This is a genomic window from Citrobacter sp. wls717 (assembly GCF_005280955.1).
GTDB lineage: Bacteria > Pseudomonadota > Gammaproteobacteria > Enterobacterales > Enterobacteriaceae > Citrobacter > Citrobacter werkmanii.
In genome coordinates this window covers 86,923-112,932 of the sequence record NZ_SZWW01000030.1, presented here as the reverse complement: position 1 = coordinate 112,932, position 26,010 = coordinate 86,923, and the positions used below count along the sequence as shown (strand labels likewise).

The window sequence follows — 26,010 nt, the reverse complement described above, 5'->3', positions numbered from 1 at the left end:
CACATTTACACGCTGTTCTTTTTTATCGCCCGCAAGGTAGGGTATATTTCGCTTTTAATACACAAAATCATTCAAGTTGTATCAAGGCGGCAAGGGAACGAATCCCTGGGAGCATAGATTGCTATGTGACCTGGGGGAGTGAGGGCAGCCAACGCAGAGACAGCTTGAAGGATGAAGTGTATACAGGAGAAATTATGCTGCCCGACTCATCCATCCGACTAAATAAATACATCAGTGAAAGCGGAATCTGCTCGCGTCGCGAGGCGGATCGCTTTATCGAACAAGGGAATGTCTTCCTGAATGGCAAACGCGCCACCATTGGCGATCAGGTAAAGCCTGGCGACGTCGTAAAAGTGAATGGTCGGTTGATTGAGCCGCGTGAAGCGGAAGATCTGGTCTTTATCGCGCTGAATAAGCCGGTTGGGATTGTCAGTACCACCGAAGACAGCGAACGCGACAACATTGTTGATTTCGTGAATCACAGCAAGCGTGTATTCCCAATCGGTCGTCTGGACAAAGATTCCCAGGGACTTATCTTTCTGACCAACCACGGCGATCTGGTGAATAAAATCCTGCGTGCCGGTAACGATCACGAAAAAGAGTATCTGGTGACAGTAGATAAGCCGGTCACTGATGACTTTATCCGTGGAATGGGGGCTGGTGTGCCAATCCTCGGCACCGTCACCAAAAAATGTAAGGTGAAAAAAGAAGCGCCGTTTGTGTTTCGTATCACGCTGATTCAGGGGCTGAACCGCCAGATCCGCCGCATGTGCGAGCACTTTGGCTATGAAGTTACCAAACTTGAGCGTACGCGTATCATGAACGTTAGTTTATCCGGCCTGCCGCTTGGCGAATGGCGCGACCTGACGGATGACGAACTGATCGAACTCTTTAAGCTGATCGAGAACTCGTCCTCGGAAGCCAAACCGAAGGCGAAAGCGAAGCCAAAAACCGCAGGCATTAAGCGCCCGGTAGTGAAAATCGAAAAATCTGCGGAGAAAGAGAAATCGCGCCCGGCAGCAAACGGCAAACGCTTTACCTCGCCGGGGCGTAAGAAGAAAGGGCGTTAACGTCTGCCGCGCGTTGGCGTATTCGCTGACCAGGAAAACGATGCTTCCGCATCCGGTTTATAAGCCTGCTTTTTCTTTAACTGGCGGGCTTTTTTTGCTTCTGCTTCGCGCAAGGCCATCAGTTTATCGATGTACTCTTTCTTGATGCTGTTGGTCTCTGCGTTGGTCAGCAGCCGACCATGCGCTATGCGCGCGCGGTCGAGCAGCGTTTTCAGTTCACGCTGCTCGCGCTCGGTCATCTCTTTTTGGGTAATGCGGGGGAGTGCCATAGGGGTGCCCTCTGTTAGCCGATGTCCTCAGTGTACGGCAAAGTGCAGAGGCTGGGTAGGCCGGATAAGGCGTTAGCCGCCATCCGGCGACGTGCGCGTATTATGCCTGCTAGCGCTTACACTTATCAGGCCTACAGCCGACAATTAGCGGCGTGCTTTCTCTTTAATCGGCTTACCGGACCAGTAGCCTGCCAGCAGCGAACCGGAAAGGTTGTGCCAAACGGAGAACAGCGCGCCGGGCAGGGCGGCAAGCGGGCCGAAATAGATTTTGCCCAGCGCAGCGGCCAGCCCTGAATTCTGCATGCCGACTTCGATAGCTAACGTACGACAAGTCGACTCGTCGAAACCAAACAGTTTTCCGCCCCAGTAGCCGCCGAGCAGGCCAATGGTGTTATGCAGGATAACGGCGATAATCACCACAAAGCCAACGGACGCAATGTGCGAAGCAGAGCCTGCCACGACGGCGCTGATGATCGCCAGGATGCACACCATAGAAAACGCGGGCAGATACGGCTCGACGACTTTTACGACGCGTGGGAACAGATGGTGAATGACCAGTCCCAGGGCAATCGGAATGACCACGATCTGCAGAATACTCAGCAGCATACCCATCACATCCACCTGAATATGCGCATCGACATACAGCCGTGTCAGCAGCGGTGTGGCGACGACGCCGACCAACGTTGAAACGGATGAAATAGTCACGGAGAGCGCCACATCACCTTTTGCCAGATAGATCATGACATTAGAAGCTGTTCCGCTGGCGACGCTACCGACCAACACCATGCCTGCGGACAGTTCCGGCGGCATATTAAAAGCCAGCGCCAAAATCCAGGCGGCGAGCGGCATCACCAGATAATGCAGGAAAATACCCGCGGCGACCGGCGCAGGACGTGAGAGTACACGTTTAAAGTCATCCACCTTCAAATGGACGCCCATGCCGAACATAATCAGCATCAGTAACGACGGCACAAATGGCCCGACAGGTGTAAAGGTGGAGGGCGTGTAATACGCAATAACAGAGAGCAGCAGCGCCCATAATGGGAACAGCCGCGTCAGAGTAGCGAGCATGTTATATTCCTTGCGATTGAAATGTGTTGTGTTGTTATAAAAAAGCCGGGTTCGAGCCCGGCTATAGTTATTGTTTATCGCGTGATGAAATATTATTCAAACAAATTATGGTGCAGCTTCTGTACCACCTGTTCGGCTTCGGTACCTGGCACCAGGAAGCACAGGTTATGGCTGGACGCGCCGTAGCAAATCATGCGGATGTTGAATGGCTCCAGTACGCCGAACACCTCTTTACCCACGCCGCAGGCTTTGGACAGGTCGTTGCCAATCAGCGCTACCAGCGCCAGGTCTTCTTCCACTTCAACCCGACACAGGGCAGACAGCTCCATCAGCAGAGACTGTGTTAACAGCGTATCGCCAGTAGACGTTGAACCGGTGGTATCCAGCGTCAGCGCCACGCTGACTTCCGATGTAGTAATTAAATCTACCGAGATGTTGTGGCGCGCCAGGATGCCGAACACTTCCGCTAAAAAGCCGCGAGAGTGCAGCATATTCAGGCTATGCAGCGTTAGCAGAGTTTGCTTACGGCGTAGCGCCAGGGCACGGAACAACGGTGGATTTTGGGTTTTATTGCATACCAGCGTACCGCCTGCTTTTGGATCCTTACTGGAGCCAACAAACACCGGGATATCGCTACGTACGGCAGGTAACAGGGTTGCCGGGTGCAGCACTTTCGCGCCGAAGGTCGCCATTTCCGCGGCTTCTTCGAAGGCGATTTCATCAATACGTTTAGCGGCTGGAACGACGCGCGGATCGGTGGTGTAAATGCCGGGAACATCGGTCCAGATATCGACGCGCGTTGCGTGCAGCGCTTCAGCCAGCAGGGCGGCCGTATAATCACTGCCGCCGCGTCCCAGCGTGGTGGTGCGGCCTTTGCTTTCGCTGCCGATAAAGCCTTGGGTAATCACCAGACCTTCACTCAGACGTGGGGCTAACTGAAGCGTTGCCAGTTCGGCCAGCGCCGCGACGTCGGGTTCTGCACGACCGAAACGATCGTTAGTGCGCATCACTTTACGCACGTCAAACCACTGCGCTTGGACGTTGCGCTCACGCAGGATCTCAACAAACAGGAGGGTAGACATCAGCTCACCGTGGCTGACCAGTTCGTCGGTCAGCGCGGTTGAGGTCGCCAGTGACGCCGCCTCTGCCAGCGTGGTGATGTTTTCCAGCAGGCGTTCGATCTCTTCACGAATCACGTTTGGATAACGCAGGCGTTCCAGAATATTGAACTGAATTTGGCGAATGGCGTCGAGTTTTTCGAAGCGCTCGGTTGGCTCCAGCCCTTCCGCCAGAGCAACCAGCAGGTTGGTAATACCTGCCGATGCGGAGAGCACCACTAACCGGACGTTCGCATCAGAAAGCACCACATCAGCGCTGCGATTCATGGCATCAAAGTCCGCCACGCTGGTACCGCCAAACTTGGAGACAACTACATCAGTCATAACTACCTCGTGTCAGGGAGTGAATAGAGCGACCATGGCACATAAGGCAGAACGGAAACCGGTGCAGGCGCAAATGCAAATACCGTATTTATAAATAAAATGTGTAGCTTGCACTGTCAACGCTGGGATTATGCGGATTTTTCATGCTGCAACTGCGTTGAGTAACGGTACTAATAACAACGCTGATAACGGCTATACTTTGTAGCCTCGTTTGGCGGATGCCCTGGCAATGGCATTAAAACAATCACACTTTTCTGTGACTGGCGTTACAATCGATCTCAGTCACAATTCTCAAAATCAGAAGAGTATTGCTAATGAAAAACATCAATCCAACGCAGACCTCAGCCTGGCAGGCACTACAAAAACACTTTGAAGAGATGAAAGACGTTACTATCGCCGATCTGTTCGCGAAAGATAGCGATCGTTTCACCAAATTTTCCGCGACGTTTGACGATCTGATGCTGGTGGATTTCTCCAAAAACCGCATCACTGAAGAGACGCTGGCCAAACTGCAGGATCTGGCGAAAGAGACCGATTTGGCAGGCGCCATCAAGTCCATGTTCTCCGGTGAGAAAATCAACCGTACCGAAGACCGTGCCGTGCTGCACGTGGCGCTGCGTAACCGTAGCAATACCCCAATCATCGTTGACGGCAAAGATGTGATGCCGGAAGTGAACGCGGTGCTGGAGAAGATGAAATCCTTCTCTGAAGCGATCATCTCCGGAAGCTGGAAAGGCTATACCGGCAAAGCCATTACTGATGTAGTGAACATCGGTATCGGCGGTTCCGACCTTGGTCCGTTCATGGTGACCGAAGCGCTGCGTCCGTACAAAAACCATCTGAACATGCACTTTGTGTCTAACGTCGATGGGACGCACATCGCTGAAGTACTGAAGAAAGTGAACCCGGAAACCACGCTGTTCCTGGTCGCATCTAAAACCTTCACCACCCAGGAAACCATGACTAACGCCCACAGCGCGCGTGACTGGTTCCTGGCGACCGCGGGCGACAACAAGCACGTTGCTAAACACTTCGCGGCGCTCTCCACCAACGGTAAAGCGGTTGGCGAATTCGGTATTGATACCGCCAATATGTTCGAATTCTGGGATTGGGTTGGCGGTCGTTACTCCCTGTGGTCAGCGATTGGTCTGTCGATCATCCTGTCCGTCGGTTTCGACAACTTCGTAGAGCTACTGTCCGGCGCGCACGCGATGGACAAACACTTCTCCACTACTCCGGCGGAGAAAAACCTGCCGGTGCTGCTGGCGCTGATCGGTATCTGGTACAACAATTTCTTCGGTGCTGAAACCGAAGCGATCCTGCCGTATGACCAGTATATGCACCGTTTCGCGGCCTACTTCCAGCAGGGCAATATGGAATCCAACGGTAAATACGTGGACCGTAACGGCAATGCGGTGGATTACCAGACCGGCCCGATCATTTGGGGTGAGCCGGGGACTAACGGCCAGCATGCGTTCTACCAGCTGATCCACCAGGGTACAAAAATGGTGCCGTGCGATTTCATCGCCCCGGCTATTACCCACAACCCGCTGTCGGATCACCATCCGAAACTGTTGTCTAACTTCTTTGCTCAGACTGAAGCGCTGGCGTTCGGTAAATCTCGTGAAGTGGTTGAGCAGGAATACCGCGACCAGGGTAAAGATCCGGCAACGCTGGACCACGTGGTGCCGTTCAAAGTGTTCGAAGGCAACCGCCCGACCAACTCCATCCTGCTGCGTGAAATCACGCCGTTCAGCCTGGGGGCGCTAATTGCGCTGTATGAGCACAAAATCTTTACTCAGGGCGCAATCCTGAACATCTTCACTTTCGACCAGTGGGGCGTGGAGCTGGGCAAACAGCTGGCAAATCGCATCCTGCCGGAGCTGAATGATGGTTCCGAAGTGAACAGCCACGACAGTTCCACCAATGGTTTGATTAACCGTTATAAGTCCTGGCGCGCCTGATGACGCTGCGCTTATCCGGCCTACAGTTACACATTTGTAGGCCGGATAAGGCGTTTAGCCGCCATCCGGCATTAATGAAATAAAAAAGCCGATATTAATATCGGCTTTTTTATAGGATTGCTCCAGGATATCTACGCTTTTGCTTCACTCCCTAATTGAGCATAATCCTAAAATAATTAACTTAATGGAATTTCATTTCTGTTATTTTCAGAATTTACGGATATTGTATTTCTGGTGTGTATATTTTAACTGATTGATTTTACTGTTTGATGTTATTAATTAATAATAGCAATCTACTTTCATTTCTCATTATCCTAAATTCCCGCCAGTCGTAATTTGCACACTTTGGCTTGTGTATACTCGATCTCGCCCGAAATTCTTTTGGGTAAATCTCCATTCATTAAATGAAGGGAATTTGTGATGAAAAAAGTTCTGTATGGCCTTTGGGCTATATCTGCGCTTGCGGCGACCTCTGTCTATGCTGCCCCCGTTCAGGTGGGTGAGGCTGCAGGGTCGGCTGCCGCGTCGGTTTCGGCAGGAAGTTCCTCTGCCACCAGCGTGAGCACCGTAAGTTCTGCGGTGGGGGTGGCCCTTGCGGCGACCGGTGGTGGTGATGGTTCTAATACCGGAACGACAACCACGACAACCACCAGTACCCAGTAATACCGGTACGTAGCCCCTAAATAATTCGCGTTGCAGGAAGGCGGCAAGTGAGTGAGTCCCCGGGAGCATAGATAGCTATGTGACCGGGGTGAGTGAACGTAGCTAACGCATCTGCAACGTGAAGTATGACGGGGATTAATTCTAACCACACTTCGGTGTGGTTATTTTGAATTGCCAAAAGCCTGCGGGATTTGTAGGCCGGGTAAGCGTTGCGCACCCGGCAATAATGCGGAGAAGTGTCGTGAAGCGACCAGCGCTCATATTGGTTTGCCTGTTACTACAGGCGTGCTCGGCCACCACCGAAGGGCTGGGCCATTCGCTGTGGGAGAGTGTGTTTGGTACTCCCGGCGTTCAGATGACGGATGATGAAATCCAAAACATGCCCTACGCCAGCCAGTATATGCAGCTCAATGGTGGTCCACAGCTGTTTGTCGTACTCGCGTTTGCAGAAAACGGACAACAGAAATGGGTGACTCAGGATCAGGCCATTCTCGTCACGCAGCATGGGCGCATTGTGAAAACGCAGCTCGGCGGTGACAACCTGATTGAGGTGAATAATCTGGCAGCGGACCCGCTCATCAAACCCAATCAGATAGCCGATGGCGCAACATGGACCCGCACGATGGGCTGGACTGAACATCAGCAGGTGCGCTATGCCACCGCCCGCTCTGTTTTCACATGGGATGGCACTGACAGCATTCAGGTCGGCAGCGATGAAACGCCAGTGCGCATCCTTGATGAAGAGATAACGACCGATCAAACGCGCTGGCATAACCGCTACTGGATCGATAGCGAAGGGCAAATCCGTCAGTCGGAACAGTATCTGGGAGCTAACTTCTTCCCGGTGAAAACCACCCTGATTAAGGCTGCAAAATCATGATGAAACGAGCCGTAATGGCGCTGGTTTTTAGCCTGAGCGCACCCTCTGTTTTTGCTGCGGGCAATGTCAAAGTCATGATTGCAGGCAGCGCTGAACCCAAAATATTGACCGGTGCGGAGCGTCTGATCGATCTGGTTGGACAGCCGCGGCTGAGTAATAGCTGGTGGCCCGGAGCGGTCATCAGCGAAGAGCGGGCAACGGCGGCGGCAGAACGCCAGCAGCAGACACTACTGGCTCGTCTGGCAGCGCTGAGTGCTGAAGAAAGCGGTGACGATGCGGCGGCTATCAACGCATTACGCCAGCAAATTCAGGCGCTGAAGGTGACCGGCAGACAGAACATTAACCTTGACCCGGATGTGGTGCGCGTCAGCGAGCGAGGCAACCCGCCGTTGCAGGGCAACTACACGCTATGGGTTGGATCGCAGCCAACGGATATCACATTGTTTGGTTTGCTAAGCCGTCCGGGTAAACAACCGTTTGTGCCCGGGCGTGATGTCGCCAGCTATCTCGATGGGCAAAGTCGGCTCAGCGGAGCGGATCGCAGCTACGCGTGGGTCATCTATCCCGATGGACGCTCGCAAAAAGTTCCTATCGCTTACTGGAACAAACGTCACGTTGAGCCGATGCCCGGCAGCATCATTTTTGTCGGACTCTCTGATGCCTTCTGGAGCAGTACCCCGGATGAAATCAATGCCGATATTCTTCACACCCTGACCCAGCGGATACCTGAATAATGAGAAAAACTTATCTGCTCAGCTTACTGGCGCTGGGCGTAAGCGTTGCCTGTCACGGTGAAACATGGCCTGCGCCTATTGGTCCATCCCAGTCCGATTTTGGCGGCGTAGGCCTGCTGCAAACCCCGACAGCACGGATGGCGCGTGAAGGGGAAATGAGCCTCAACTACCGGGACAACGATCAGTACCGCTACTACTCTGCGTCGGTGCAACTGTTCCCCTGGCTGGAAACCACGCTGCGCTATACCGATGTGCGTACCAAAAAATACAGCAGCGTGGAGTCATTTTCTGGCGATCAGACATACAAGGATAAAGCGTTTGATCTCAAGCTGCGGCTGTGGGAAGAGAGCTACTGGATGCCGCAGGTGGCCGTTGGCGCGCGGGATATCGGCGGGACGGGTCTGTTTGATGCGGAGTATATTGTGGCGAATAAAGCCTGGGGCCCGTTTGATTTCTCGCTCGGTCTGGGCTGGGGGTATCTTGGCACCAGCGGCAACGTCAGCAATCCGTTTTGCTCATACAGCGATAAATTCTGTCATCGCGATAACAGCTACAAGCAGGCTGGTTCTATTGACGGCAGTCAGATGTTTCATGGTCCGGCATCGTTATTTGGCGGCGTGGAATATCAGACACCCTGGCAGCCGCTGCGCCTGAAACTGGAGTATGAAGGCAATAATTACCAGCAGGATTTTGCGGGCAAGCTGGATCAAAAGAGCAAGTTTAACGTCGGCGCTATCTATCGCGTCACCGATTGGGCCGACGTTAACCTCAGCTATGAGCGCGGGAACACCTTTATGTTTGGGTTCACGCTGCGGACTAACTTCAACGACTTGCGACCAAACTATAACGATAACGCCCGTCCGAAGTATCAACCACAGCCGCAGGATGCGATTCTGCAACATTCGGTAGTGGCGAATCAGTTAACGCTGCTGAAATATAACGCCGGGCTGGCGGATCCCAAAATCCAGGTGCAGGGCGATACGCTGTATGTGACCGGCGAACAGGTGAAATACCGTGATTCGCGAGAAGGGATCGAACGCGCCAATCGGATCGTGATGAACGATCTTCCCGACGGGATCCGTACGATCCGGATTACCGAAAATCGCCTTAACTTGCCGCAGGTGACGACCGAAACGGATGTTTCCAGCCTTAAGCGACACCTGGAAGGTGAGCCGCTGGGTCATGAAACACAACTGGCGCAAAAACGCGTTGAGCCCGTGGTGCCGAAAACGACCGAGCAGGGTTGGTATATTGATAAGTCTCGCTTTGATTTTCATATCGATCCGGTGCTCAATCAGTCGGTGGGCGGCCCGGAAAACTTCTATATGTACCAGTTGGGCGTAATGGGAACTGCGGATTGGTGGGTGACCGATCATCTGCTGACCACCGGGAGTTTGTTCGCCAACCTCGCCAATAACTATGACAAATTTAACTACACCAACCCGCCGCAGGATTCGCATTTACCACGCGTGCGTACTCATGTGCGCGAGTATGTGCAAAACGATGTCTACGTGAATAACCTGCAGGCCAACTACTTCCAGTCACTCGGAAACGGGTTCTACGGACAGGTTTACGCTGGTTACCTGGAGACCATGTACGGCGGGGCGGGGGCAGAAGTGTTGTATCGTCCGTTAGACAGCAACTGGGCGTTTGGCATTGACGCCAACTATGTGAAACAGCGTGACTGGCGTAGCGCGCAGGATATGATGAAATTCACCGACTACAGCGTGAAGACCGGGCATTTGACGGCTTACTGGAATCCTTCATTCGCCCAGGATGTACTGGTGAAAGCCAGTGTGGGCCAGTATCTGGCGGGAGATAAGGGGGGAACGCTGGAAATTGCCAAACGCTTCGACAGCGGTGTGGTGGTGGGCGGCTATGCGACCATCACCGACGCCTCGCCGGATGAATATGGCGAGGGTGATTTTACCAAAGGGGTGTACGTTTCTGTGCCGCTGGATCTCTTCTCTTCAGGTCCAACCCGCAGTCGTGCGGCGATTGGCTGGACGCCGTTGACGCGTGACGGTGGGCAGCAGTTGGGACGTAAGTTTGGTCTGTATGATATGACCAGCGACAGAAGCGAGAACTTCCGTTAATGTTTGATCAACCGGTGCGCTGCGCTTATCCGGCCTACATTGTCGGTCGGATAAGGCATTTATGCCGCCATCCGGCAACTTACAAACGACGCAATAATTTTGCCGGGTTGCCCGCGTACACGCCTTTCTCGGTAATCGATTTTGTCACCACGCTTCCCGCGCCGATGACTGCGCCATCGCAGATTGTGACTGCCAGAATGGTCGCCCCACTGCCGATCGAGACATCATTACCAATCGTAATTCTTCCCCAACTGGTGCGGTCGGCATTGGGTTTTCCTTGCCGAAACATATCGTTGGCGAACATCACGCCATGACCGATAAAACAGCGGGAACCGATGGTGACATATTCGCAGATGAAGGTGTGCGACTGAATTTTGCTATCTGCGCCAATCTGCGTGTTGCTCTGGATTTCAACAAATGGTCCGACAAAAACGTTGTCTTCCAGTATGCAGTCGTACAGGTTCGCCGGTTCATAAACCACCACATTCTCACCGCACGTGACGTTGCGGACAGCGGATTGACGAATATTCATCATTTATATCCTCTTAAATCTGCTTTTCCATAACGTACAAAATACTGGTCTGGGAGGCGGTAGTGAAAGCAGTTTCCTTCACAAGCGTCATCCCTTGCCGTTCATAGAACTGCCGTGCCTTAGGATTATCAGCCAGTACCTCAAGCCAGAGCCATTTTTCATCCTGCTCTTTGGCCTGGCGAATAACTTCGGCAAAAAGCTGCTCACCGTACTGTTTGCCCGTTGCATCTGGCATCAGGTAGATCTTATTTAGCAATGCCCCTGAACGCCCTTCTGGATCAATAGAGTGGCGGAGACTGTATTTGGCAAAGCCAACCGGCGCGTCGGCAAAGGCGATAAGCCAGAAGGTTCCGGGTTCGGCCAGACTGCTGGATATCGCTGGTAAGGAATATTCCTGCTCAAGATAAGCGTCGAGCTCGCTCGGGTTTTTCCACAAAGGCGCAAAGTGATGTCGATAGCTGATATAGCCCATTGCGCTTAGCAAGCTGGCATCGTCGACGGTTGCCATTTCAATCTTAAGCATTTCTATTCCGTTCAAGAAGTTAGTGTCAGAAGCATTGTTGCACTATTATTGAGCTGCACAAAACATAAACAAAAAATGTAGATCTCTGTCACATTTCTGCGTTATACAGGAACCTTGTTACTGAACAGGAGGGGCCGTTATGACGTCGCTATCTCGTCCGCGCGTGGAGTTTATCTCCACCATCTTACAGACCGTGTTGAATCTGGGGCTGTTGAGTCTGGGCCTGATCCTGGTCGTATTCCTTGGGAAAGAAACGCTACACCTGGCGGATGTACTGTTCGCGCCGGAACAAACCAGCAAGTATGAGCTGGTGGAAGGGCTGGTGGTTTACTTTCTCTATTTTGAATTTATCGCGCTGATTGTGAAGTACTTTCAGTCAGGATTTCACTTTCCGCTGCGCTACTTTGTTTATATCGGGATCACCGCAATTGTGCGGTTGATCATCGTCGATCATAAAGCGCCGATGGATGTATTGATCTATTCTGCGGCGATCCTGCTGTTGGTGATTACGCTGTGGCTGTGTAACTCTAAACGGCTGAAGCGAGAGTAAAAGACAACACGCCGCAATCCGGCTGCGGCGTGTTGTATGTCAGGGTTACTGCGCAGAGGCTGGCTGGGTTTTCTCTGCTGCGGGTTCCCACAGTTCTTCAAGTTCTTCCAGCGTTTTGCCTTTGGTTTCCGGCACGAACTTCCACATAAACAGCGCCGCCAGAATCCCCATACAACCGTAAATCCAGTAGGAGAAACCGTTGTGGAAATGGGAAACCAGCCACGAATTTTTGTCCATCATCGGGAAGGTCCAGGAGACGAAGTAGTTCGCCAGCCACTGAGCGGCGACGGCAATGGCGAGCGCTTTGCCACGAATCGCGTTCGGGAAGATTTCTGCCAACAGCACCCAACAAACCGGTCCCCAGGACATGGCGAATGCGGCGACGTAAAACAGCATCGACAGCAGCGCTATCAGCCCGGAAGCCTGGGTGTAAAACGCGGTGCCAAGGCTGAACATCCCAAGAGCCATACCCAATGCGCCAATTATTTGCAGCGGTTTGCGACCAAATTTGTCCACCGTCATGATTGCCAGCACGGTGAAACTCAGGTTGATTACGCCGACAATAATAGTCTGCAAGAGCGCCACATCGGTGCTGGCCCCTAACGTTTTAAACACTTCCGGCGCGTAGTACAGCACGACGTTAATACCGACAAACTGCTGGAAGATGGAGAGCATCACACCGATGACGATAACGCCCACACCAAACATCAACAGGCGTCCGCCGGTTTTACGGCCATGCTCCAGTGACTGATTGATCTCCTGCATGGCCTGGGTGGCGAGGCTGTTGCCCATAATTTTGCGCAGAATGCCCTCCGCCTGCTCGTGTCTGCCACGCGCCATCAGCCAGCGCGGGCTTTCCGGGACGGTGTACAGCAACAGTAAAAACAGCAGGGCGGGAATGCTTTCGGAAGCAAACATATATCGCCAGCCATCGGTATTCAGCCAGTTAGCGTCACCGGAACGGGCAATAAAATAGTTAACGCAATACACCAGCAGTTGACCAAAAATAATGGCGAACTGGTTAAAGGAAACCAGTTTCCCACGAATATGCGCTGGAGCCAGTTCTGCAATATACATCGGTGAGAGCATTGAGGCTAAACCAACGCCAATACCACCAATGATGCGATAAATAACAAATTCGGGGACGTATCCGGCCAAATAAACAGGCACGGCATTATCTGGGTTAATCGTGGTAAATCCTAATTCTGGCCACGCAGAACCAATACCGGAAATAAAGAACAGCAGGGCGGCGATTTTCAGCGAGTCCCGGCGACCGAAGCGGTTACTGCAATAACCGCCCAGCGCACCGCCGATGATGCAGCCAATCAACGCGCTGGCAACGCAAAAGCCTAACAGCGAGTTGGCGGCGGATTCACTTAAATGTTGCGGGGCGACAAACACGGTATTTAAGGATTCTACCGTTCCGGATATGACGGCGGTGTCATAGCCGAATAATAGCCCTCCTAATGTTGCTACTAATGTAATCGAAAAAATATAACTGGAATTATATTGGGTGTTCATTCAGACCTGCCTTAGAGGATACAGCTCTTTTGATCAGTGTCGTGATGGTGGATTTAACAGGCAGGGAAGACAATTATCATTTTTTACATTGCAATTATGTTTTGTCTTTTCTGTGATCTTAATTCTGTTTAATTTGTCTGTTTTCAGGTGGTAAATATAATTGCAGTGATGGGGGCCACGAAAGGAAATAATCGTAACAGCAATGCAAAATAACATAAAAAAGGGCGCTCCGTAGAGCGCCGAATAACTGTCACAGGTTGGGATAACATAAGTTGAGGGTTGCAGTGGCATTGCCCGTTGCCGGGCAGGTACTTCGATAAAACTTAACCTTTCACACCACCCGCCGTCAGGCCGTTGACCAGCCAGCGCTGTGCCAGCAGGAACACCAGAGTAATCGGAATGGCTGAAAGTACAGCTGCGGCGGCAAAGTCGCCCCACAAGTAGTTCTGTGGATTGAGGTACTGCTGCATACCAACCGCAAGGGTGTAGCTGTTCACATCACGCAGCAGCAGTGACGCGACCGGTACTTCGGTAATAGCGGCAATGAATGACAGAATAAACACGACCGCCAGAATTGGTACGGAAAGCGGCAGCAGTACCAGGCGGAATGCCTGCCACGGCGTGGCGCCATCCAGCGCGGCCGCTTCTTCCAGCGAACCGTCGATGGTTTCAAAATAGCCCTTAATTGTCCACACATGCAGCGCGATACCGCCGAGATAGGCGAAGATCACGCCGCCGTGAGTGTTCAGGCCGATAAACGGAATGTATTGGCCCAGGCGGTCAAACAAGGCGTACAACGCGACCAGAGACAGCACCGCCGGGAACATCTGGAAGATTAGCATCCCTTTCAGCAGGGTCGCTTTACCCGGGAAGCGCATACGGGCAAAGGCGTAAGCACAGGTGGTGGAAAGCGTCACAATACCAATCGCGGTAATGGTGGCGACTTTCACCGAGTTCCACAGCCACAGCAGCACCGGGAACGGCGGCGGAGTGACGCGGCCATCCGCATGTTCTACGCTAAAGCCCAGCGCCAGTTTCCAGTGTTCCCAGGAAATATTATCCGGGATCAGGCTGCCGGTAGCGAAGTTACCTTCACGCAGCGAAATGGCGATGACCATCAGCAGCGGGAACATGATCGCCGCGATAAAAATCAGCAGCCCTAAGTGCGTTGCGAATAAACGTAACTTTTGTGATTTCGGTTGGACCATAGCCATTGTCGTTATCTCCCTTAATCAAACTTCATACGTGTGGCTTTCAGGTTCACAATCGCCAGCGCGCCAACCAGCAGGAAGATCAGGGTGGCAATCGCCGCCGCCAGACCGAAGTCCTGACCGCCGCCGCCTTCAAAGGCGATACGGTAGGTGTAGCTGACGAGCAGGTCGGTGTAACCGGCAGGCGTGGTGGTACCGAGGCGATCCGGGCCGCCGTTGGTTAACAGTTGAATCAGCACGAAGTTATTAAAGTTAAAGGCGAAGCTGGCGATCATCAGCGGCGTCAGCGGCTTGATCAGCAGCGGTAACGTAATTTTAAAGAAGTTCTGGAACGGACCCGCGCCGTCCATTGCCGAGGCTTCATACAGATCGTCAGGAATCGCTTTCAGCAGCCCCATGCACAGGATCATCATGTACGGGTAACCCAGCCAGGTGTTAACGATGATAATCATCGAACGCGCGGTGGTTGGATCGCTAAACCAGGCCGGCTTGATACCAAACAGCGCGCTGAGCATCATGTTGATTTCACCAAAACTCTGGTTGAACAGCCCTTTGAAAATCAGAATCGAGATAAACGACGGTACGGCGTAGGGCAGAATCAGCAGGACGCGGTAAATCGCTTTGCCCTTCAGAGATTCCCACTGCACCAGACAGGCCAGCACCATACCTACAGCCACGGTCAGAATCACCGTCAGGACTGAGAACACTACCGTCCAGACAAAGATGGCGAAGAACGGTTTCTGGATGCCCTCGTCGGTAAATACGCGAGTGAAATTGTCCCAGCCGATGGTGACGGTATAGCCCGGGCTGAGTTTTTCAGTACCCCAGCTACCGTCTGCGTTAATGGCCTGATAATAACCAATATCGTTATTAGCGCGGTACTTCACGCCGCTTTGATTGTTGGTGAGCGTCCCATCATCGGCCAGGGAGTAGAGCGGCTGCGTACCGGAGAACTGACGCAGTGAACTCATGATGACTTTGCTTTCGTCCGGCAGAATAGCCGTTAGCTGAGTCAGCGCCTGACGATTCTGGGTGATGATGCGCAGCGTCGCACGTTCGCCCGCTGGTAGCGCCTCGGTTTCTTTTAACTGCAGCTTCTGTTCGCCGCCAAATTTAAAGGCGTCGGAAACATAATTTTTTCCCGTTTCACCGTCGGTGAGGGCCAGTTGCCACTCATCACCCGCCGGATACAGGCCAAAGTTGTAAGTTTTACCTGCCTGATAAGAACGATCCATCAGGACTTGTTGAGCACGTTCAAAGGTCAGTTGGTTGGTGCTGCTGTAGTTGGTAAAAGCAATGGCGATGGTACAAATGAGCGGAAACAGGACAAACAGCCCCATACCGGCCACGCCAGGATAAACATAGCGCCAGGCATAGGCTTTACGGTTAGCGAAAATATACAGGCCAACAGAGCTTAAAATGAGCGTCATGATGGCAAACAGATACTCCCCCTGAGCGTACATCAAAACAACAAGGTAACCGACCAGCAGACCAAGCAGACCCATTACTGACCATTTCAGCATGTCGCTTTGCCACCAGTGTTTCTTTTTAATGACATCCATGGGGTTCAATCCTCAACAACAATGAAAACCTGTTGGTCAGCGTGCCTGATGGCGCTGCGCTTATCCGGCCTACATACGTTGTAGGCCGGATAAGGCATGTATGCCGCCATCCGGCACGTTCACAACTGTATTACTTGGTGATACGACCCTGCGCGTCTTTCAGCGCGGCATCGACGGTCTGACGACCGCTGGCGGCGTTGATCACGGCGGTACGCACGGCATACCAGAATGCGGACATCTGCGGGATGTTCGGCATGATTTCGCCTTTCTGGGCGTTATCCATGGTGGCCGCGATACGCGGGTCTTTCGCTAACTGTTCCTGGAAGGATTTCAGCGCAACCGCGCCCAGTGGTTTGTCCTTGTTCACTTCATCCAGACCCTGGTCGGTCAACAGGTAGTTTTCGAGGAACTCTTTCGCCAGTTCTTTGTTCGGGCTGGCGGCGTTGATACCCGCGCTCAGTACGCCAACGAACGGTTTAGACGGCTTGCCTTTGAAGGTTGGCAGCAGCGTAACGCCGTAGTTCACCTTGCTCTTATCGATGTTGGACCACGCCCACGGACCGTTGATGGTCATCGCGGTATCGCCTTTGTTAAAGGCCGCTTCGGCGATGGAGTAGTCGGTATCCGCATTCATGTGTTTGTTTTTGATCAGGTCGACCAGGAAGGTCAGGCCCGCTTTCGCGCCAGCGCTATCCACGCCCACGTCTTTCACGTCGTACTTGCCGTTTTCAAACTTGAACGCGTAACCGCCGTCGGCGGCAATCAGCGGCCAGGTGAAGTACGGTTCTTGCAGGTTGAACATCAGCGCGGATTTACCTTTCGCTTTCAGCTCTTTATCCAGCGCCGGAATTTCTTCCCAGGTTTTCGGTGGGTTCGGAACGAGGTCTTTGTTGTAAATCAGCGACAGCGCTTCCACGGCGATCGGGTACGCAATCAGTTTGCCGTTATAGCGTACGGCATCCCAGGTGAACGGATAGAGCTTGTCCTGGAACGCTTTGTCTGGGGTGATTTCAGCCAGCAGGCCAGATTGTGCGTAGCCGCCAAAACGGTCATGCGCCCAGAAGATGATGTCCGGGCCGTCGCCAGTCGCGGCAACCTGCGGGAACTTCTCTTCCAGCTTGTCCGGGTGCTCAATGGTAACTTTGATACCCGTGTCTTTCTCGAATTTTTTACCCACTTCAGCGAGGCCGTTATAGCCTTTGTCGCCGTTAATCCAGATGACCAACTTACCTTCTTCAATCTTGGCGAGAGCCGAGGCGGAAAACATCATCGTCGTTAATGCAGACAATGCGAGGATGCGTGCGCCAGTTTTGATATTCATAGTTCCCATCCTGTTTGGTGATTTTGCAGAGGTGGCTTAACGGGTACTAGTTTCTTTATACGGCAACCTCTTTCCATCCTCCTTACACCTACGCCCCACCCGTTCTTTATGTGATCTGTGTTACATAAATGTGAGTATTGCGCACTGGCGCACATAAAACCCCACCCATTTTTGCAAGCTGCATCACGAAATTCCTCTGAGGCTGGTGGTCCGGGTCTCAGACGCTGCGCTCTCATCCTCCCGCCTCCTCCCCCATAAAAAAGCTGGGGGGTGGAGGATTCACGCCCGTGAGGGATAACGCATAGTCAGTCCATCATGAATGTTGCTGTCGATGACAGGTTGTAACGAAGGGAGAAGGGCATGGCGAGCGTACAGCTGCGAAATGTAACGAAAGCCTGGGGTGACGTGGTGGTATCGAAGGATATCAATCTCGACATTCACGAAGGGGAGTTCGTGGTGTTTGTCGGACCGTCAGGCTGTGGTAAGTCGACCTTGCTGCGTATGATCGCCGGACTTGAAACCATCACCAGCGGCGACCTGTTTATCGGGGAGACCCGGATGAACGACATTCCACCCGCCGAACGCGGTGTGGGCATGGTCTTCCAGTCCTATGCGTTATACCCCCATTTATCCGTCGCGGAAAACATGTCGTTCGGCCTCAAACTGGCCGGCGCGAAAAAAGAGGTAATGAACCAGCGCGTTAATCAGGTAGCTGAAGTTCTGCAACTGGCGCACCTGCTGGACCGTAAACCGAAAGCGCTTTCCGGCGGCCAACGTCAGCGTGTGGCGATTGGCCGTACGTTGGTTGCCGAGCCGCGAGTATTCCTGCTGGACGAACCGTTGTCGAACCTTGACGCCGCGCTGCGCGTCCAGATGCGTATTGAAATCTCCCGCCTGCATAAACGTCTTGGCCGCACGATGATTTACGTCACCCACGATCAGGTCGAAGCGATGACCCTGGCAGACAAAATTGTGGTGTTGGATGCCGGTCGTGTGGCGCAGGTCGGTAAACCCCTGGAGCTGTACCACTATCCTGCCGACCGCTTTGTCGCGGGCTTTATCGGTTCGCCAAAGATGAATTTCCTGCCGGTGAAAGTTACCGCAACGGCAATTGATCAGGTGCAGGTTGAATTACCAAACCGCCAGCAAGTCTGGTTACCCGTCGACAGTGCCCGCGTTCAGGTGGGTGCCAATATGTCTTTAGGTATCCGCCCGGAACATCTGCTGCCCAGTGAAATCGCCGATGTCACCCTCGAAGGTGAAGTCCAGGTGGTCGAACAACTTGGTCACGAAACACAAATTCATATCCAGATCCCCGCCATCCGTCAAAACCTGGTTTACCGCCAGAACGACGTGGTGTTGGTAGAAGAGGGTGCCACATTCGCTATCGGCCTGCCGCCAGAGCGTTGCCATCTGTTCCGTGAGGATGGCACTGCATGTCGTCGGTTGCACCAGGAGCCGGGCGTTTAAGGTCCCCATAAAAAAACGAAACGCAAAACCATTCGCAGTTTCAGAAGGTGGCAGCGTTTAAAGAAAAGCAATGATCTCAGGAGATAGAACGATGATTACTCTGCGCAAACTTCCTCTGGCGGTTGCTGTGGCAGCAGGCATTATGTCTGTTCAGGCAATGGCTGTGGATTTCCATGGTTATGCTCGTTCCGGTATCGGTTGGACGGGTAGCGGCGGCGAACAACAATGTTTCCAGGCAACAGGTGCACAAAGTAAATACCGTCTCGGTAACGAATGTGAAACCTATGCGGAAATCAAATTAGGTCAGGAAGTGTGGAAAGAAGGCGATAAGAGCTTCTACTTCGACACCAACGTCGCCTACTCCGTAGCACAGCAGAATGACTGGGAAGGAACTGATCCAGCCTTCCGTGAAGCCAACGTGCAGGGTAAAAACCTGATTGAATGGCTGCCAGGCTCTACTATCTGGGCCGGTAAGCGCTTCTACCAACGTCATGACGTGCACATGATCGACTTCTACTACTGGGATATTTCAGGTCCTGGCGCCGGTATTGAAAACATCGATCTGGGCTTCGGTAAACTGTCTCTGGCCGCGAGCCGTTCTCAGGAAGCGGGTGGTTCATACGCGTTCAGCAGCCAGAATATCTATGATCGTACCAAAGACACCGCCAACGACGTATTTGACGTTCGTTTAGCGCAGTTGGCAACGAACACTGACGGTATGTTGGAACTGGGTGTTGACTACGGTCGTGCGAATACGACAGATGATTACAGCCTGGCAGACGGCGCATCAAAAGATGGCTGGATGTTCACCGCTGAACATACTCAGAGCATGCTGAAGGGCTACAACAAGTTTGTTGTTCAGTACGCGACAGACTCCATGACCACGCAGGGTAAAGGTTTGAACCAGGGTTCTTACGGTTCTTCTTCCTTCACCATTACTAATCCAGATGGTAGTAAAACCAATTACGCCAATAACGTGATTAATAACAACGGTAGCCTGGTGCGTATTCTCGACCACGGCGCCATCTCCCTGGGCGACAAATGGGATCTGATGTACGTCGGTATGTACCAGAACCTCGATATGGATAACGATCTGGGTACCGAATGGTACACCGTCGGTATCCGCCCGATGTACAAATGGACGCCAATCATGAGCACCCTGATGGAAGTCGGCTACGACAACGTCAAATCTCAGCAGACTGGCGATCGCAACAGCCAGTACAAAATCACCCTCGCGCAACAGTGGCAGGCTGGCGACAGCATCTGGTCCCGCCCGGCAATTCGTGTCTTCGCAACCTATGCCAAGTGGGATGAGGAGTGGGGCTACGTCAAAAATGGTAACGACGTAACCAAATATGCAGTTGCAACGAACTCTGGTATCAGCACCACCAGCCGTGGCGACAGCGATGAGTGGTCCTTCGGGGCTCAGATGGAAATCTGGTGGTAATTCAGCACTAACCTGACGTAAAGACCGAAAGAGGGGCTTACGCCCCTCTTGATTACGGTTTAGCGCGCTATTGCCTGGCCACCGCTGAACCCATGCTATCTGAGGTGATAACAATGAAAATGAAGAAAAGTCTCGTTGCCCTTTGTTTATCTGCAGGGTTATTTGCCAGCGCGCCTGGCATCAGCCTGGCCGATGTGAATATTGTTCCGCAGAACACCACCGCGGCGCCTGCTATTCCCACTGCTGCGTTGCAACAGCTAACCTGGACGCCTGTTGATCAATCCAAAACTCAGTCCACGCAGCTTGCGAGCGCGGGCCAGCGTTTGGATGTTGCTGGTATTACCGGTCCGGTCGCGGCCTGGAGCGTACCGGCCAATATTGGCGAGTTAACTCTGACGCTAACCAGCGAAGTAAACAAACAAACCAGCGTATTTGCGCCAAACGTCTTAATTCTTGATCAGAACATGACGCCATCTGCGTTCTTCCCCAGCAGCTATTTCACCTACCAGGAGCCCGGCGTAATGAGTGCCGATCGCCTGGAAGGCGTAATGCGTCTGACGCCAGCGCTGGGCCAGCAAAAGCTTTATGTTCTGGTCTTTACGACGGATAAAGACCTCCAGCAGACCACGACCCTGCTTGATCCGGCAAAAGCCTATGCCAAGGGCGTCGGTAACGCCGTTCCCGATATTCCGGACCCGATCGCGCGTCATACCACCGATGGTCTGTTGAAATTGAAAGTCAAAACCAGCTCGTCCTCCAGTGTGTTGGTCGGGCCGCTGTTCGGTTCTTCCGGCCCTGGCCCTGTCACTGTCGGCAATACCGCAGCGCCTGCGGTGACTTATGCGGCTCCGGCAGCAGCGGTTGCCGCTCCTGCGCCGCAGCCGGTGAAGAAAAGTGAGCCGATGCTGAACGACACCGAAAGCTATTTTAATCAGGCGATTAAGGATGCCGTGGCGAAAGGCGATGTCGATAAAGCGCTGAAGCTGCTTGATGAAGCTGAACGTCTGGGATCCAAATCAGCTCGATCCACCTTTATCAGCAGTGTAAAAGGCAAGGGGTAAACATCTCCCCACATTGTTGATTTTGCAACAACTGGTGCGTCTCCTGGCGCACCTTTTTTTATCCTTCAGTGCGAATTGTTACGCTTATGTTGCTCTGTCGATCACTTAATTGTGTTTGCTCACCCCGTAATGCCTTTTCTGCGATACAATGCCTTTAGGTTATAAATCGGAGAGTAAGGCATGCCACACCCTGCGTTAACGCAACTGCGTGCGCTGCGTTATTTTGATGCGATCCCGGCGCTGGACCCGCAACTGCTCGACTGGTTGTTACTGGAAGATTCCATGACCAAACGTTTTGAGCAGCAGGGCAAAGAAGTCACCGTCACGTTGATTCGCGAAGCGTTCGTTGGGCAAAATGAAGTGGCTGAAGAACTGATGCTGCTGCCTAAAGAGTCCCGCTATTGGTTACGCGAAATCCTGTTATGCGCGGATGGTGAACCCTGGCTTGCCGGGCGTACCGTGGTGCCTGAATCCACCCTGTGTGGCCCTGAACTGGCCTTACAAAATCTGGGGAAAACCCCGCTCGGACGCTACCTGTTTACGTCATCGACATTGACCCGAGATTTTATTGAGATTGGCCGCGATGCAGCGCTGTGGGGGCGTCGTTCCCGCCTGCGGCTGAGCGGTAAGCCGTTGATGCTTACCGAGCTTTTTCTGCCTGCATCGCCGTTGTACTGAGAGGAAGATAAAGATGGAGTGGAGTCTGACGCAGAATAAGCTGCTGGCGTTTCACCGCTTGATGCGTACGGATAAGCCAATCGGCGCCTTACTGCTGCTCTGGCCTACGCTGTGGGCATTATGGGTAGCAACCCCTGGCATGCCGCAACTGTGGATCCTGGCGGTTTTTGTCGCCGGCGTATGGTTAATGCGCGCTGCCGGATGCGTGGTGAATGACTATGCCGACAGGAAGTTTGACGGCCACGTTAAGCGTACCGCGAATCGACCGCTGCCGAGCGGGGCTGTCACCGAGAAAGAAGCCCGAACGCTGTTTGTCGTACTGGTATTGCTGGCCTTCCTGCTGGTATTGACGCTTAATACGATGACCATTTTGTTGTCCGTTGCGGCATTAGCGCTGGCGTGGGTTTACCCGTTTATGAAGCGCTATACGCATCTGCCGCAGGTGGTGCTGGGGGCGGCGTTTGGCTGGTCGATCCCGATGGCGTTCGCCGCCGTGAGCGAGTCCGTACCGCTGAGCTGCTGGCTGATGTTCCTCGCCAATATCCTCTGGGCGGTGGCCTATGATACGCAGTATGCAATGGTTGACCGCGATGATGACCTGAAGATCGGTATTAAATCGACCGCGATTCTGTTCGGCCAGAACGACAAGCTGATTATTGGTATTCTGCAGGTGGGCGTGCTGGTGCTGATGGCGCTGGTGGGCTGGTTAAACGGGTTGGGGCTGGGCTATTACTGGTCTCTGTTAGTGGCTGGGGCGCTGTTTGTGTATCAGCAGAAACTGATCGTCAACCGTGAACGTGACGCCTGCTTTAAAGCGTTTATGAACAATAACTATGTTGGTCTGGTGCTGTTCTTAGGCCTGGCAATGAGCTACTGGCATTTTTGAGTTTGGCTTAGCCTGCAAAATAAAAACCGGTCATTTCGACCGGTTTTTTTATGCTTACTCGCCTTGTGTGGCGCTCTCGATGGTCAGACGCACATCCGACGTGACCAGTTCGGCCAGCATCTGATAGATCTTCATCGTCTCTTCCGGTTCGGCATCTCCGGTATCGCTGATATATCCTTCGTCACGCAGCGTCAGCACCAGAGAACTGAACACGGCCTTGTCGAAGAATTCCGGCGCGTTAATGCCGTGCAGGACGGAAAGACGCTGTGCCACGGTGCGGCTCTCTTTCTCCAGCGTACCACGGTTGATAGATGGGTTAGCGCTCAGCAGCCAGAAGGTAATAGCGTAGCGCTGCAACGTCTCACGAGCACCCGCCGCCAGCAGCTGTAGCGTACGGGAGCGGGCCGGATTGATATGCAGTTCGTCATCGTCCAGGGTGATGAGTCCCTGGCGCTGCATTTCGCTGGCCAGTTCGTCGATCACGCCAGCGAGTTCGTCACGCTCCCAGCGCAGGAACAGCTCCGCTTTCAGCATTGGGTATAGCGCTTCAATATGCTGCAGCAGCGCGGCGCGTGAAATATGACGATGCTGGGTTACGATGGCCGCCATTAACGAAGGCAGAACCAGCATATGCGCAATGTTGTTGCGGTAGTACGTCATCAATACCGCCTGCTCGCGCGGCAGAATGATGATGTCGCCAATGGTGTCTTTCTCGACCTCAAACTTGTTCATCTGCAAGGCATGGTCAATCAGTTCACTGGCGCTCTGCGCAGGAACCGTCGCATCCGGGGCATACGGTACGTTGCGCAGCAGACTCAGATAGCAATCGAGTTGTTCAGTCAACTGCTCACGGGTCAGAGAGCGCTGGCGGGAAGCCAGTAACGCGGTACAGCACAGGTTCATGGCGTTGGCCGCGCCTGCGTTGTTAATGCGTACCATCAGATCGGCGGCAATGTTATTTACCGTCGGCGTCAGCCAGGCTGGACGGATAGACTCGATAGGATCGATAGATTCACGCCACTCCGGCACGTGCTGGTTGAGGTAAGTCATCAACGGCATCGGCTCGCCAAAGTTAACGTAACCCTGACCCAGATTACGCAGCTTGCTTAAGCCACGCAGCATTTGCGGCAGGCTCTCTTTCTCTTTCGTCGCGCCCCGCAGTTCTTTCGCATACGTGCCCACTTCCATGACGTGCTCGTAGCCGATGTAGATCGGTACGAGGGTAATCGGACGCGTACCGCCGCGCAGCATCGCCTGAATGGTCATCGACAGCGTGCCGGTTTTCGGGTCGAGCAAACGACCAGTACGTGAACGACCGCCTTCGACAAAGTACTCAACCGAGTAGCCGCGGCTGAACAACTCGCCCAGGTATTCGCGGAAAACGGTGGAATAAAGCTTGTTGCCCTTGAAGGTACGACGAATAAAGAACGCGCCCAGGCGGCGGAAGATGGGACCTGCTGGCCAGAAATTCAGGTTGATGCCTGCCGCGATGTGCGGCGGAACCAGACCCTGATGATACAGAACGTACGACAGCAGCATATAGTCCATATGGCTGCGGTGGCACGGAACATAGACGATTTCATGGCCATCGTGCGCCAACTGGCGTACACGCTCTGCATTATGAACGTTAATGCCCTGATACAGACGGTTCCAGGTAAAGCCCAGAATACGGTCTGTCAGACGGATCATCTCGTAGGAGAAGTTGGCGGCAATCTCTTCCATCAGCGCTATCGCATTTTGCTGCGCTTTTTCGTGGGAGATTTTTTTACTGCGCGCTTCATCTTCTACCGCGCGCGCGATAGCTTTTGAGGCCAACAGCTTGTTAAACAGATCCTGACGCGCAGGGAGGCGCGGACCGACTGCGGCCAGGCGCTGGCGAGCAAAGTGCATACGCGCTACGCGCGCCAGCTTCTGGGCGATAATTTTATCTGTACCGTGTTCATCCGCCATGCGACGCAGAGAAACCGACGGGGAGAAGCGGACAAAGCTGTCGCGACCCAGCCAGGACACAGCAAAGAATTTTTGTACGCCGTTCAGCATACGCAGCGGCGGGTTGACCTCGCCTTTTTCGCGTCCAGGCGCACGGCCAAACATTACCGAAACCGGCACCATCTGCACATCCAGGTCTGGATTGCTGCGATGCAAGTCGAGATAGTTATGGAACAGCTTAATAGACTCTTCTTTTGGCGTGTAATAGGTGAAGACACGTGGGCCGCCGTGAATAAACACGTAGCGCGGCAGTAGAGTTCCGTCTATCTCCAGCGGTTCCAGGGGATCCGGGAGATCGTGCGCCAGACATTGGGCGCGCAGCGTCAGCAAGTCTGCTTTGGAGTTGTACGGTAGGACGTACATAATGGGGCGAGAAGTATCGAGCCCCAATTCCGGTGCGGGTTCCGCCGGAATAGACTTGCTTTTTACCAGTACGCTTAATGGTAAATTCAGTAATTTGTAGTAAATTCGTGGCCAGCCGGACATAAACGATGTAAAGCCTCTGGTTAATAATGCAAATGCGCTGCAAGGATATCAGAAAGTTTAGTGAATTTCTGGTGTATCCGGTCATACTTCGCGCTGCTTTGCCACACCCTGAAACAAACGGGGTAACGTTACAATGACATTGACGCTAATAATGTAAAAAGGTTCTTTTTGATGGCCAATAATACCACTGGATTCACCCGAATTATCAAAGCTGCAGGCTATTCCTGGAAAGGTTTTCGCGCCGCATGGATTAATGAGGCGGCATTTCGTCAGGAAAGCGTTGCCGTTCTGCTAGGCGTTGCCATCGCCTGCTGGCTGGACGTCGACGCCATTACGCGCGTGTTGCTGATTGGTTCCGTGATGCTGGTGATGATCGTTGAAATCCTCAATAGTGCGATTGAGGCGGTGGTTGATCGTATCGGTTCCGAGTACCACGAATTGTCTGGTCGTGCGAAAGACATGGGGTCGGCGGCGGTATTGCTGTCGATTTTTGTCGCCTTGATCACTTGGGGCATCCTGTTGTGGTCGCATTTGCGATAAAGATTCCACAACTTCATCATTCTCCTGTTTTTTGTGCAGTTTGC

Annotated in this window: 23 protein-coding genes; 13 read left to right on the top strand and 10 right to left on the bottom strand. The window is 53.1% G+C overall.

Annotation, left to right across the window (positions count from 1 at the left end; genetic code table 11):
• Window positions 1-194 precede the first annotated feature (194 nt).
• Entirely contained in the window at window positions 195-1,070 is an 876-nt protein-coding gene (gene rluF, locus FDX09_RS14790) for a 23S rRNA pseudouridine(2604) synthase RluF (protein WP_069325173.1), read from the top strand.
• Here rluF and FDX09_RS14785 read toward each other — a convergent pair.
• The 3 genes from FDX09_RS14785 to lysC form a co-directional block, all read right to left on the bottom strand.
• The gene (locus FDX09_RS14785; protein ID WP_003826541.1) at window positions 1,067-1,339 is read right to left on the bottom strand and encodes a DUF3811 domain-containing protein; all 273 of its coding nucleotides are present in this window, start codon (window positions 1,337-1,339) and stop codon (window positions 1,067-1,069) included. The two genes, rluF and FDX09_RS14785, sit on opposite strands and share 4 nt — an antisense overlap.
• Window positions 1,340-1,483: 144 nt before the next feature.
• On the bottom strand, window positions 1,484-2,410 hold the full coding sequence (gene panS, locus FDX09_RS14780) for a ketopantoate/pantoate/pantothenate transporter PanS (RefSeq protein WP_085049585.1): 927 nt from the start codon (window positions 2,408-2,410) through the stop codon (window positions 1,484-1,486).
• Between the two features lie 92 nt (window positions 2,411-2,502).
• Entirely contained in the window at window positions 2,503-3,852 is a 1,350-nt protein-coding gene (gene lysC, locus FDX09_RS14775; RefSeq protein WP_038636225.1) for a lysine-sensitive aspartokinase 3, read from the bottom strand.
• Between the two features lie 314 nt (window positions 3,853-4,166).
• Between lysC and pgi the strand changes: the two genes are divergently transcribed.
• The 5 genes from pgi (at window position 4,167) to FDX09_RS14750 (ending at window position 10,189) form a co-directional block, all read left to right on the top strand.
• Window positions 4,167-5,816, top strand: a complete 1,650-nt coding sequence (gene pgi / locus FDX09_RS14770) for a glucose-6-phosphate isomerase (RefSeq protein WP_137347429.1) — start codon at window positions 4,167-4,169, stop codon at window positions 5,814-5,816.
• A 420-nt stretch (window positions 5,817-6,236) separates the two neighbouring features.
• The gene (yjbE, locus tag FDX09_RS14765; RefSeq protein ID WP_003826562.1) at window positions 6,237-6,479 is read left to right on the top strand and encodes an exopolysaccharide production protein YjbE; all 243 of its coding nucleotides are present in this window, start codon (window positions 6,237-6,239) and stop codon (window positions 6,477-6,479) included.
• 241 nt (window positions 6,480-6,720) lie between these two features.
• Entirely contained in the window at window positions 6,721-7,359 is a 639-nt protein-coding gene (locus FDX09_RS14760) for a YjbF family lipoprotein (RefSeq protein ID WP_137347428.1), read from the top strand.
• Window positions 7,356-8,093 carry a capsule biosynthesis GfcC D2 domain-containing protein gene (locus FDX09_RS14755; protein ID WP_137347427.1) on the top strand — a complete coding sequence of 246 codons (738 nt, stop codon included), beginning with the start codon at window positions 7,356-7,358 and terminating at the stop codon, window positions 8,091-8,093. Before FDX09_RS14760 ends, FDX09_RS14755 begins: the two co-directional genes overlap by 4 nt.
• The gene (locus FDX09_RS14750; protein WP_038636233.1) at window positions 8,093-10,189 is read left to right on the top strand and encodes a YjbH domain-containing protein; all 2,097 of its coding nucleotides are present in this window, start codon (window positions 8,093-8,095) and stop codon (window positions 10,187-10,189) included. The genes FDX09_RS14755 and FDX09_RS14750 overlap by 1 nt, the downstream gene beginning before the upstream one ends.
• Before the next feature lie 79 nt (window positions 10,190-10,268).
• Here the strand turns inward: FDX09_RS14750 and FDX09_RS14745 are convergent, their stop codons facing one another.
• Both FDX09_RS14745 and FDX09_RS14740 read right to left on the bottom strand, forming a co-directional pair.
• Window positions 10,269-10,724 carry an acyltransferase gene (locus tag FDX09_RS14745; RefSeq protein ID WP_170973242.1) on the bottom strand — a complete coding sequence of 152 codons (456 nt, stop codon included), beginning with the start codon at window positions 10,722-10,724 and terminating at the stop codon, window positions 10,269-10,271.
• A gap of 10 nt (window positions 10,725-10,734) precedes the next feature.
• On the bottom strand, window positions 10,735-11,244 hold the full coding sequence (locus FDX09_RS14740) for a GNAT family N-acetyltransferase (RefSeq protein ID WP_137347426.1): 510 nt from the start codon (window positions 11,242-11,244) through the stop codon (window positions 10,735-10,737).
• A 139-nt stretch (window positions 11,245-11,383) separates the two neighbouring features.
• Between FDX09_RS14740 and psiE the strand changes: the two genes are divergently transcribed.
• A complete protein-coding gene (gene psiE / locus FDX09_RS14735) occupies window positions 11,384-11,794 on the top strand; it encodes a phosphate-starvation-inducible protein PsiE (RefSeq protein ID WP_003031674.1) in 411 nt (136 codons plus the stop codon).
• Between the two features lie 45 nt (window positions 11,795-11,839).
• Here psiE and xylE read toward each other — a convergent pair whose 3' ends face one another.
• The 4 genes from xylE to malE all read right to left on the bottom strand — a co-directional run bounded on the left by xylE (window position 11,840) and on the right by malE (window position 17,409).
• On the bottom strand, window positions 11,840-13,315 hold the full coding sequence (xylE, locus tag FDX09_RS14730) for a D-xylose transporter XylE (protein ID WP_038636240.1): 1,476 nt from the start codon (window positions 13,313-13,315) through the stop codon (window positions 11,840-11,842).
• Window positions 13,316-13,638: 323 nt separating this feature from the next.
• Window positions 13,639-14,529: a maltose ABC transporter permease MalG gene (malG, locus tag FDX09_RS14725; protein ID WP_038636242.1), complete on the bottom strand. Its 891-nt coding sequence runs from the start codon at window positions 14,527-14,529 to the stop codon at window positions 13,639-13,641.
• Window positions 14,530-14,543: 14 nt separating this feature from the next.
• Window positions 14,544-16,088 carry a maltose ABC transporter permease MalF gene (malF, locus tag FDX09_RS14720; RefSeq protein WP_038636244.1) on the bottom strand — a complete coding sequence of 515 codons (1,545 nt, stop codon included), beginning with the start codon at window positions 16,086-16,088 and terminating at the stop codon, window positions 14,544-14,546.
• Window positions 16,089-16,218: 130 nt separating this feature from the next.
• Window positions 16,219-17,409 carry a maltose/maltodextrin ABC transporter substrate-binding protein MalE gene (malE, locus tag FDX09_RS14715; protein ID WP_032940895.1) on the bottom strand — a complete coding sequence of 397 codons (1,191 nt, stop codon included), beginning with the start codon at window positions 17,407-17,409 and terminating at the stop codon, window positions 16,219-16,221.
• A 360-nt stretch (window positions 17,410-17,769) separates the two neighbouring features.
• On the opposite strand from malE, the gene malK reads away from it, so the two are divergent.
• The 5 genes from malK (at window position 17,770) to ubiA (ending at window position 22,951) form a co-directional block, all read left to right on the top strand.
• A complete protein-coding gene (gene malK, locus FDX09_RS14710; protein WP_038636246.1) occupies window positions 17,770-18,879 on the top strand; it encodes a maltose/maltodextrin ABC transporter ATP-binding protein MalK in 1,110 nt (369 codons plus the stop codon).
• Window positions 18,880-18,970: 91 nt separating this feature from the next.
• Complete coding sequence (locus FDX09_RS14705; RefSeq protein ID WP_137347425.1) at window positions 18,971-20,326, top strand: maltoporin; 1,356 nt, start codon at window positions 18,971-18,973, stop codon at window positions 20,324-20,326.
• A gap of 113 nt (window positions 20,327-20,439) precedes the next feature.
• Window positions 20,440-21,387, top strand: a complete 948-nt coding sequence (malM, locus tag FDX09_RS14700) for a maltose operon protein MalM (RefSeq protein WP_069325183.1) — start codon at window positions 20,440-20,442, stop codon at window positions 21,385-21,387.
• A gap of 180 nt (window positions 21,388-21,567) precedes the next feature.
• Window positions 21,568-22,065 (top strand): chorismate lyase, encoded by a 498-nt coding sequence (ubiC, locus tag FDX09_RS14695; RefSeq protein WP_137347424.1) that lies wholly within the window; start codon window positions 21,568-21,570, stop codon window positions 22,063-22,065.
• Between the two features lie 13 nt (window positions 22,066-22,078).
• Window positions 22,079-22,951: a 4-hydroxybenzoate octaprenyltransferase gene (gene ubiA, locus FDX09_RS14690; RefSeq protein WP_003826589.1), complete on the top strand. Its 873-nt coding sequence runs from the start codon at window positions 22,079-22,081 to the stop codon at window positions 22,949-22,951.
• A 54-nt stretch (window positions 22,952-23,005) separates the two neighbouring features.
• Here ubiA and plsB read toward each other — a convergent pair whose 3' ends face one another.
• Window positions 23,006-25,426 carry a glycerol-3-phosphate 1-O-acyltransferase PlsB gene (gene plsB, locus FDX09_RS14685; RefSeq protein ID WP_038636254.1) on the bottom strand — a complete coding sequence of 807 codons (2,421 nt, stop codon included), beginning with the start codon at window positions 25,424-25,426 and terminating at the stop codon, window positions 23,006-23,008.
• Between the two features lie 171 nt (window positions 25,427-25,597).
• On the opposite strand from plsB, the gene FDX09_RS14680 reads away from it, so the two are divergent.
• Window positions 25,598-25,966, top strand: coding sequence for a diacylglycerol kinase (locus tag FDX09_RS14680; RefSeq protein WP_003826594.1), 369 nt, complete (start codon window positions 25,598-25,600; stop codon window positions 25,964-25,966).
• The last annotated feature ends 44 nt before the right edge of the window (window positions 25,967-26,010 follow it).

Excerpts from the sequence above, each read along its gene's own strand:
- rluF (WP_069325173.1), top strand. The coding sequence starts at position 195 with ATGCTGCCCGACTCATCCATCCGACTAAATAAATACATCAGTGAAAGC.
- FDX09_RS14785 (WP_003826541.1), bottom strand. The coding sequence starts at position 1,339 with ATGGCACTCCCCCGCATTACCCAAAAAGAGATGACCGAGCGCGAGCAG.
- panS (WP_085049585.1), bottom strand. The coding sequence starts at position 2,410 with ATGCTCGCTACTCTGACGCGGCTGTTCCCATTATGGGCGCTGCTGCTC.
- lysC (WP_038636225.1), bottom strand. The coding sequence starts at position 3,852 with ATGACTGATGTAGTTGTCTCCAAGTTTGGCGGTACCAGCGTGGCGGAC.
- pgi (WP_137347429.1), top strand. The coding sequence starts at position 4,167 with ATGAAAAACATCAATCCAACGCAGACCTCAGCCTGGCAGGCACTACAA.
- yjbE (WP_003826562.1), top strand. The coding sequence starts at position 6,237 with ATGAAAAAAGTTCTGTATGGCCTTTGGGCTATATCTGCGCTTGCGGCG.
- FDX09_RS14755 (WP_137347427.1), top strand. The coding sequence starts at position 7,356 with ATGATGAAACGAGCCGTAATGGCGCTGGTTTTTAGCCTGAGCGCACCC.
- FDX09_RS14750 (WP_038636233.1), top strand. The coding sequence starts at position 8,093 with ATGAGAAAAACTTATCTGCTCAGCTTACTGGCGCTGGGCGTAAGCGTT.
- FDX09_RS14745 (WP_170973242.1), bottom strand. The coding sequence starts at position 10,724 with ATGATGAATATTCGTCAATCCGCTGTCCGCAACGTCACGTGCGGTGAG.
- FDX09_RS14740 (WP_137347426.1), bottom strand. The coding sequence starts at position 11,244 with ATGCTTAAGATTGAAATGGCAACCGTCGACGATGCCAGCTTGCTAAGC.
- psiE (WP_003031674.1), top strand. The coding sequence starts at position 11,384 with ATGACGTCGCTATCTCGTCCGCGCGTGGAGTTTATCTCCACCATCTTA.
- xylE (WP_038636240.1), bottom strand. The coding sequence starts at position 13,315 with ATGAACACCCAATATAATTCCAGTTATATTTTTTCGATTACATTAGTA.
- malG (WP_038636242.1), bottom strand. The coding sequence starts at position 14,529 with ATGGCTATGGTCCAACCGAAATCACAAAAGTTACGTTTATTCGCAACG.
- malF (WP_038636244.1), bottom strand. The coding sequence starts at position 16,088 with ATGGATGTCATTAAAAAGAAACACTGGTGGCAAAGCGACATGCTGAAA.
- malE (WP_032940895.1), bottom strand. The coding sequence starts at position 17,409 with ATGAATATCAAAACTGGCGCACGCATCCTCGCATTGTCTGCATTAACG.
- malK (WP_038636246.1), top strand. The coding sequence starts at position 17,770 with ATGGCGAGCGTACAGCTGCGAAATGTAACGAAAGCCTGGGGTGACGTG.
- FDX09_RS14705 (WP_137347425.1), top strand. The coding sequence starts at position 18,971 with ATGATTACTCTGCGCAAACTTCCTCTGGCGGTTGCTGTGGCAGCAGGC.
- malM (WP_069325183.1), top strand. The coding sequence starts at position 20,440 with ATGAAAATGAAGAAAAGTCTCGTTGCCCTTTGTTTATCTGCAGGGTTA.
- ubiC (WP_137347424.1), top strand. The coding sequence starts at position 21,568 with ATGCCACACCCTGCGTTAACGCAACTGCGTGCGCTGCGTTATTTTGAT.
- ubiA (WP_003826589.1), top strand. The coding sequence starts at position 22,079 with ATGGAGTGGAGTCTGACGCAGAATAAGCTGCTGGCGTTTCACCGCTTG.
- plsB (WP_038636254.1), bottom strand. The coding sequence starts at position 25,426 with ATGTCCGGCTGGCCACGAATTTACTACAAATTACTGAATTTACCATTA.
- FDX09_RS14680 (WP_003826594.1), top strand. The coding sequence starts at position 25,598 with ATGGCCAATAATACCACTGGATTCACCCGAATTATCAAAGCTGCAGGC.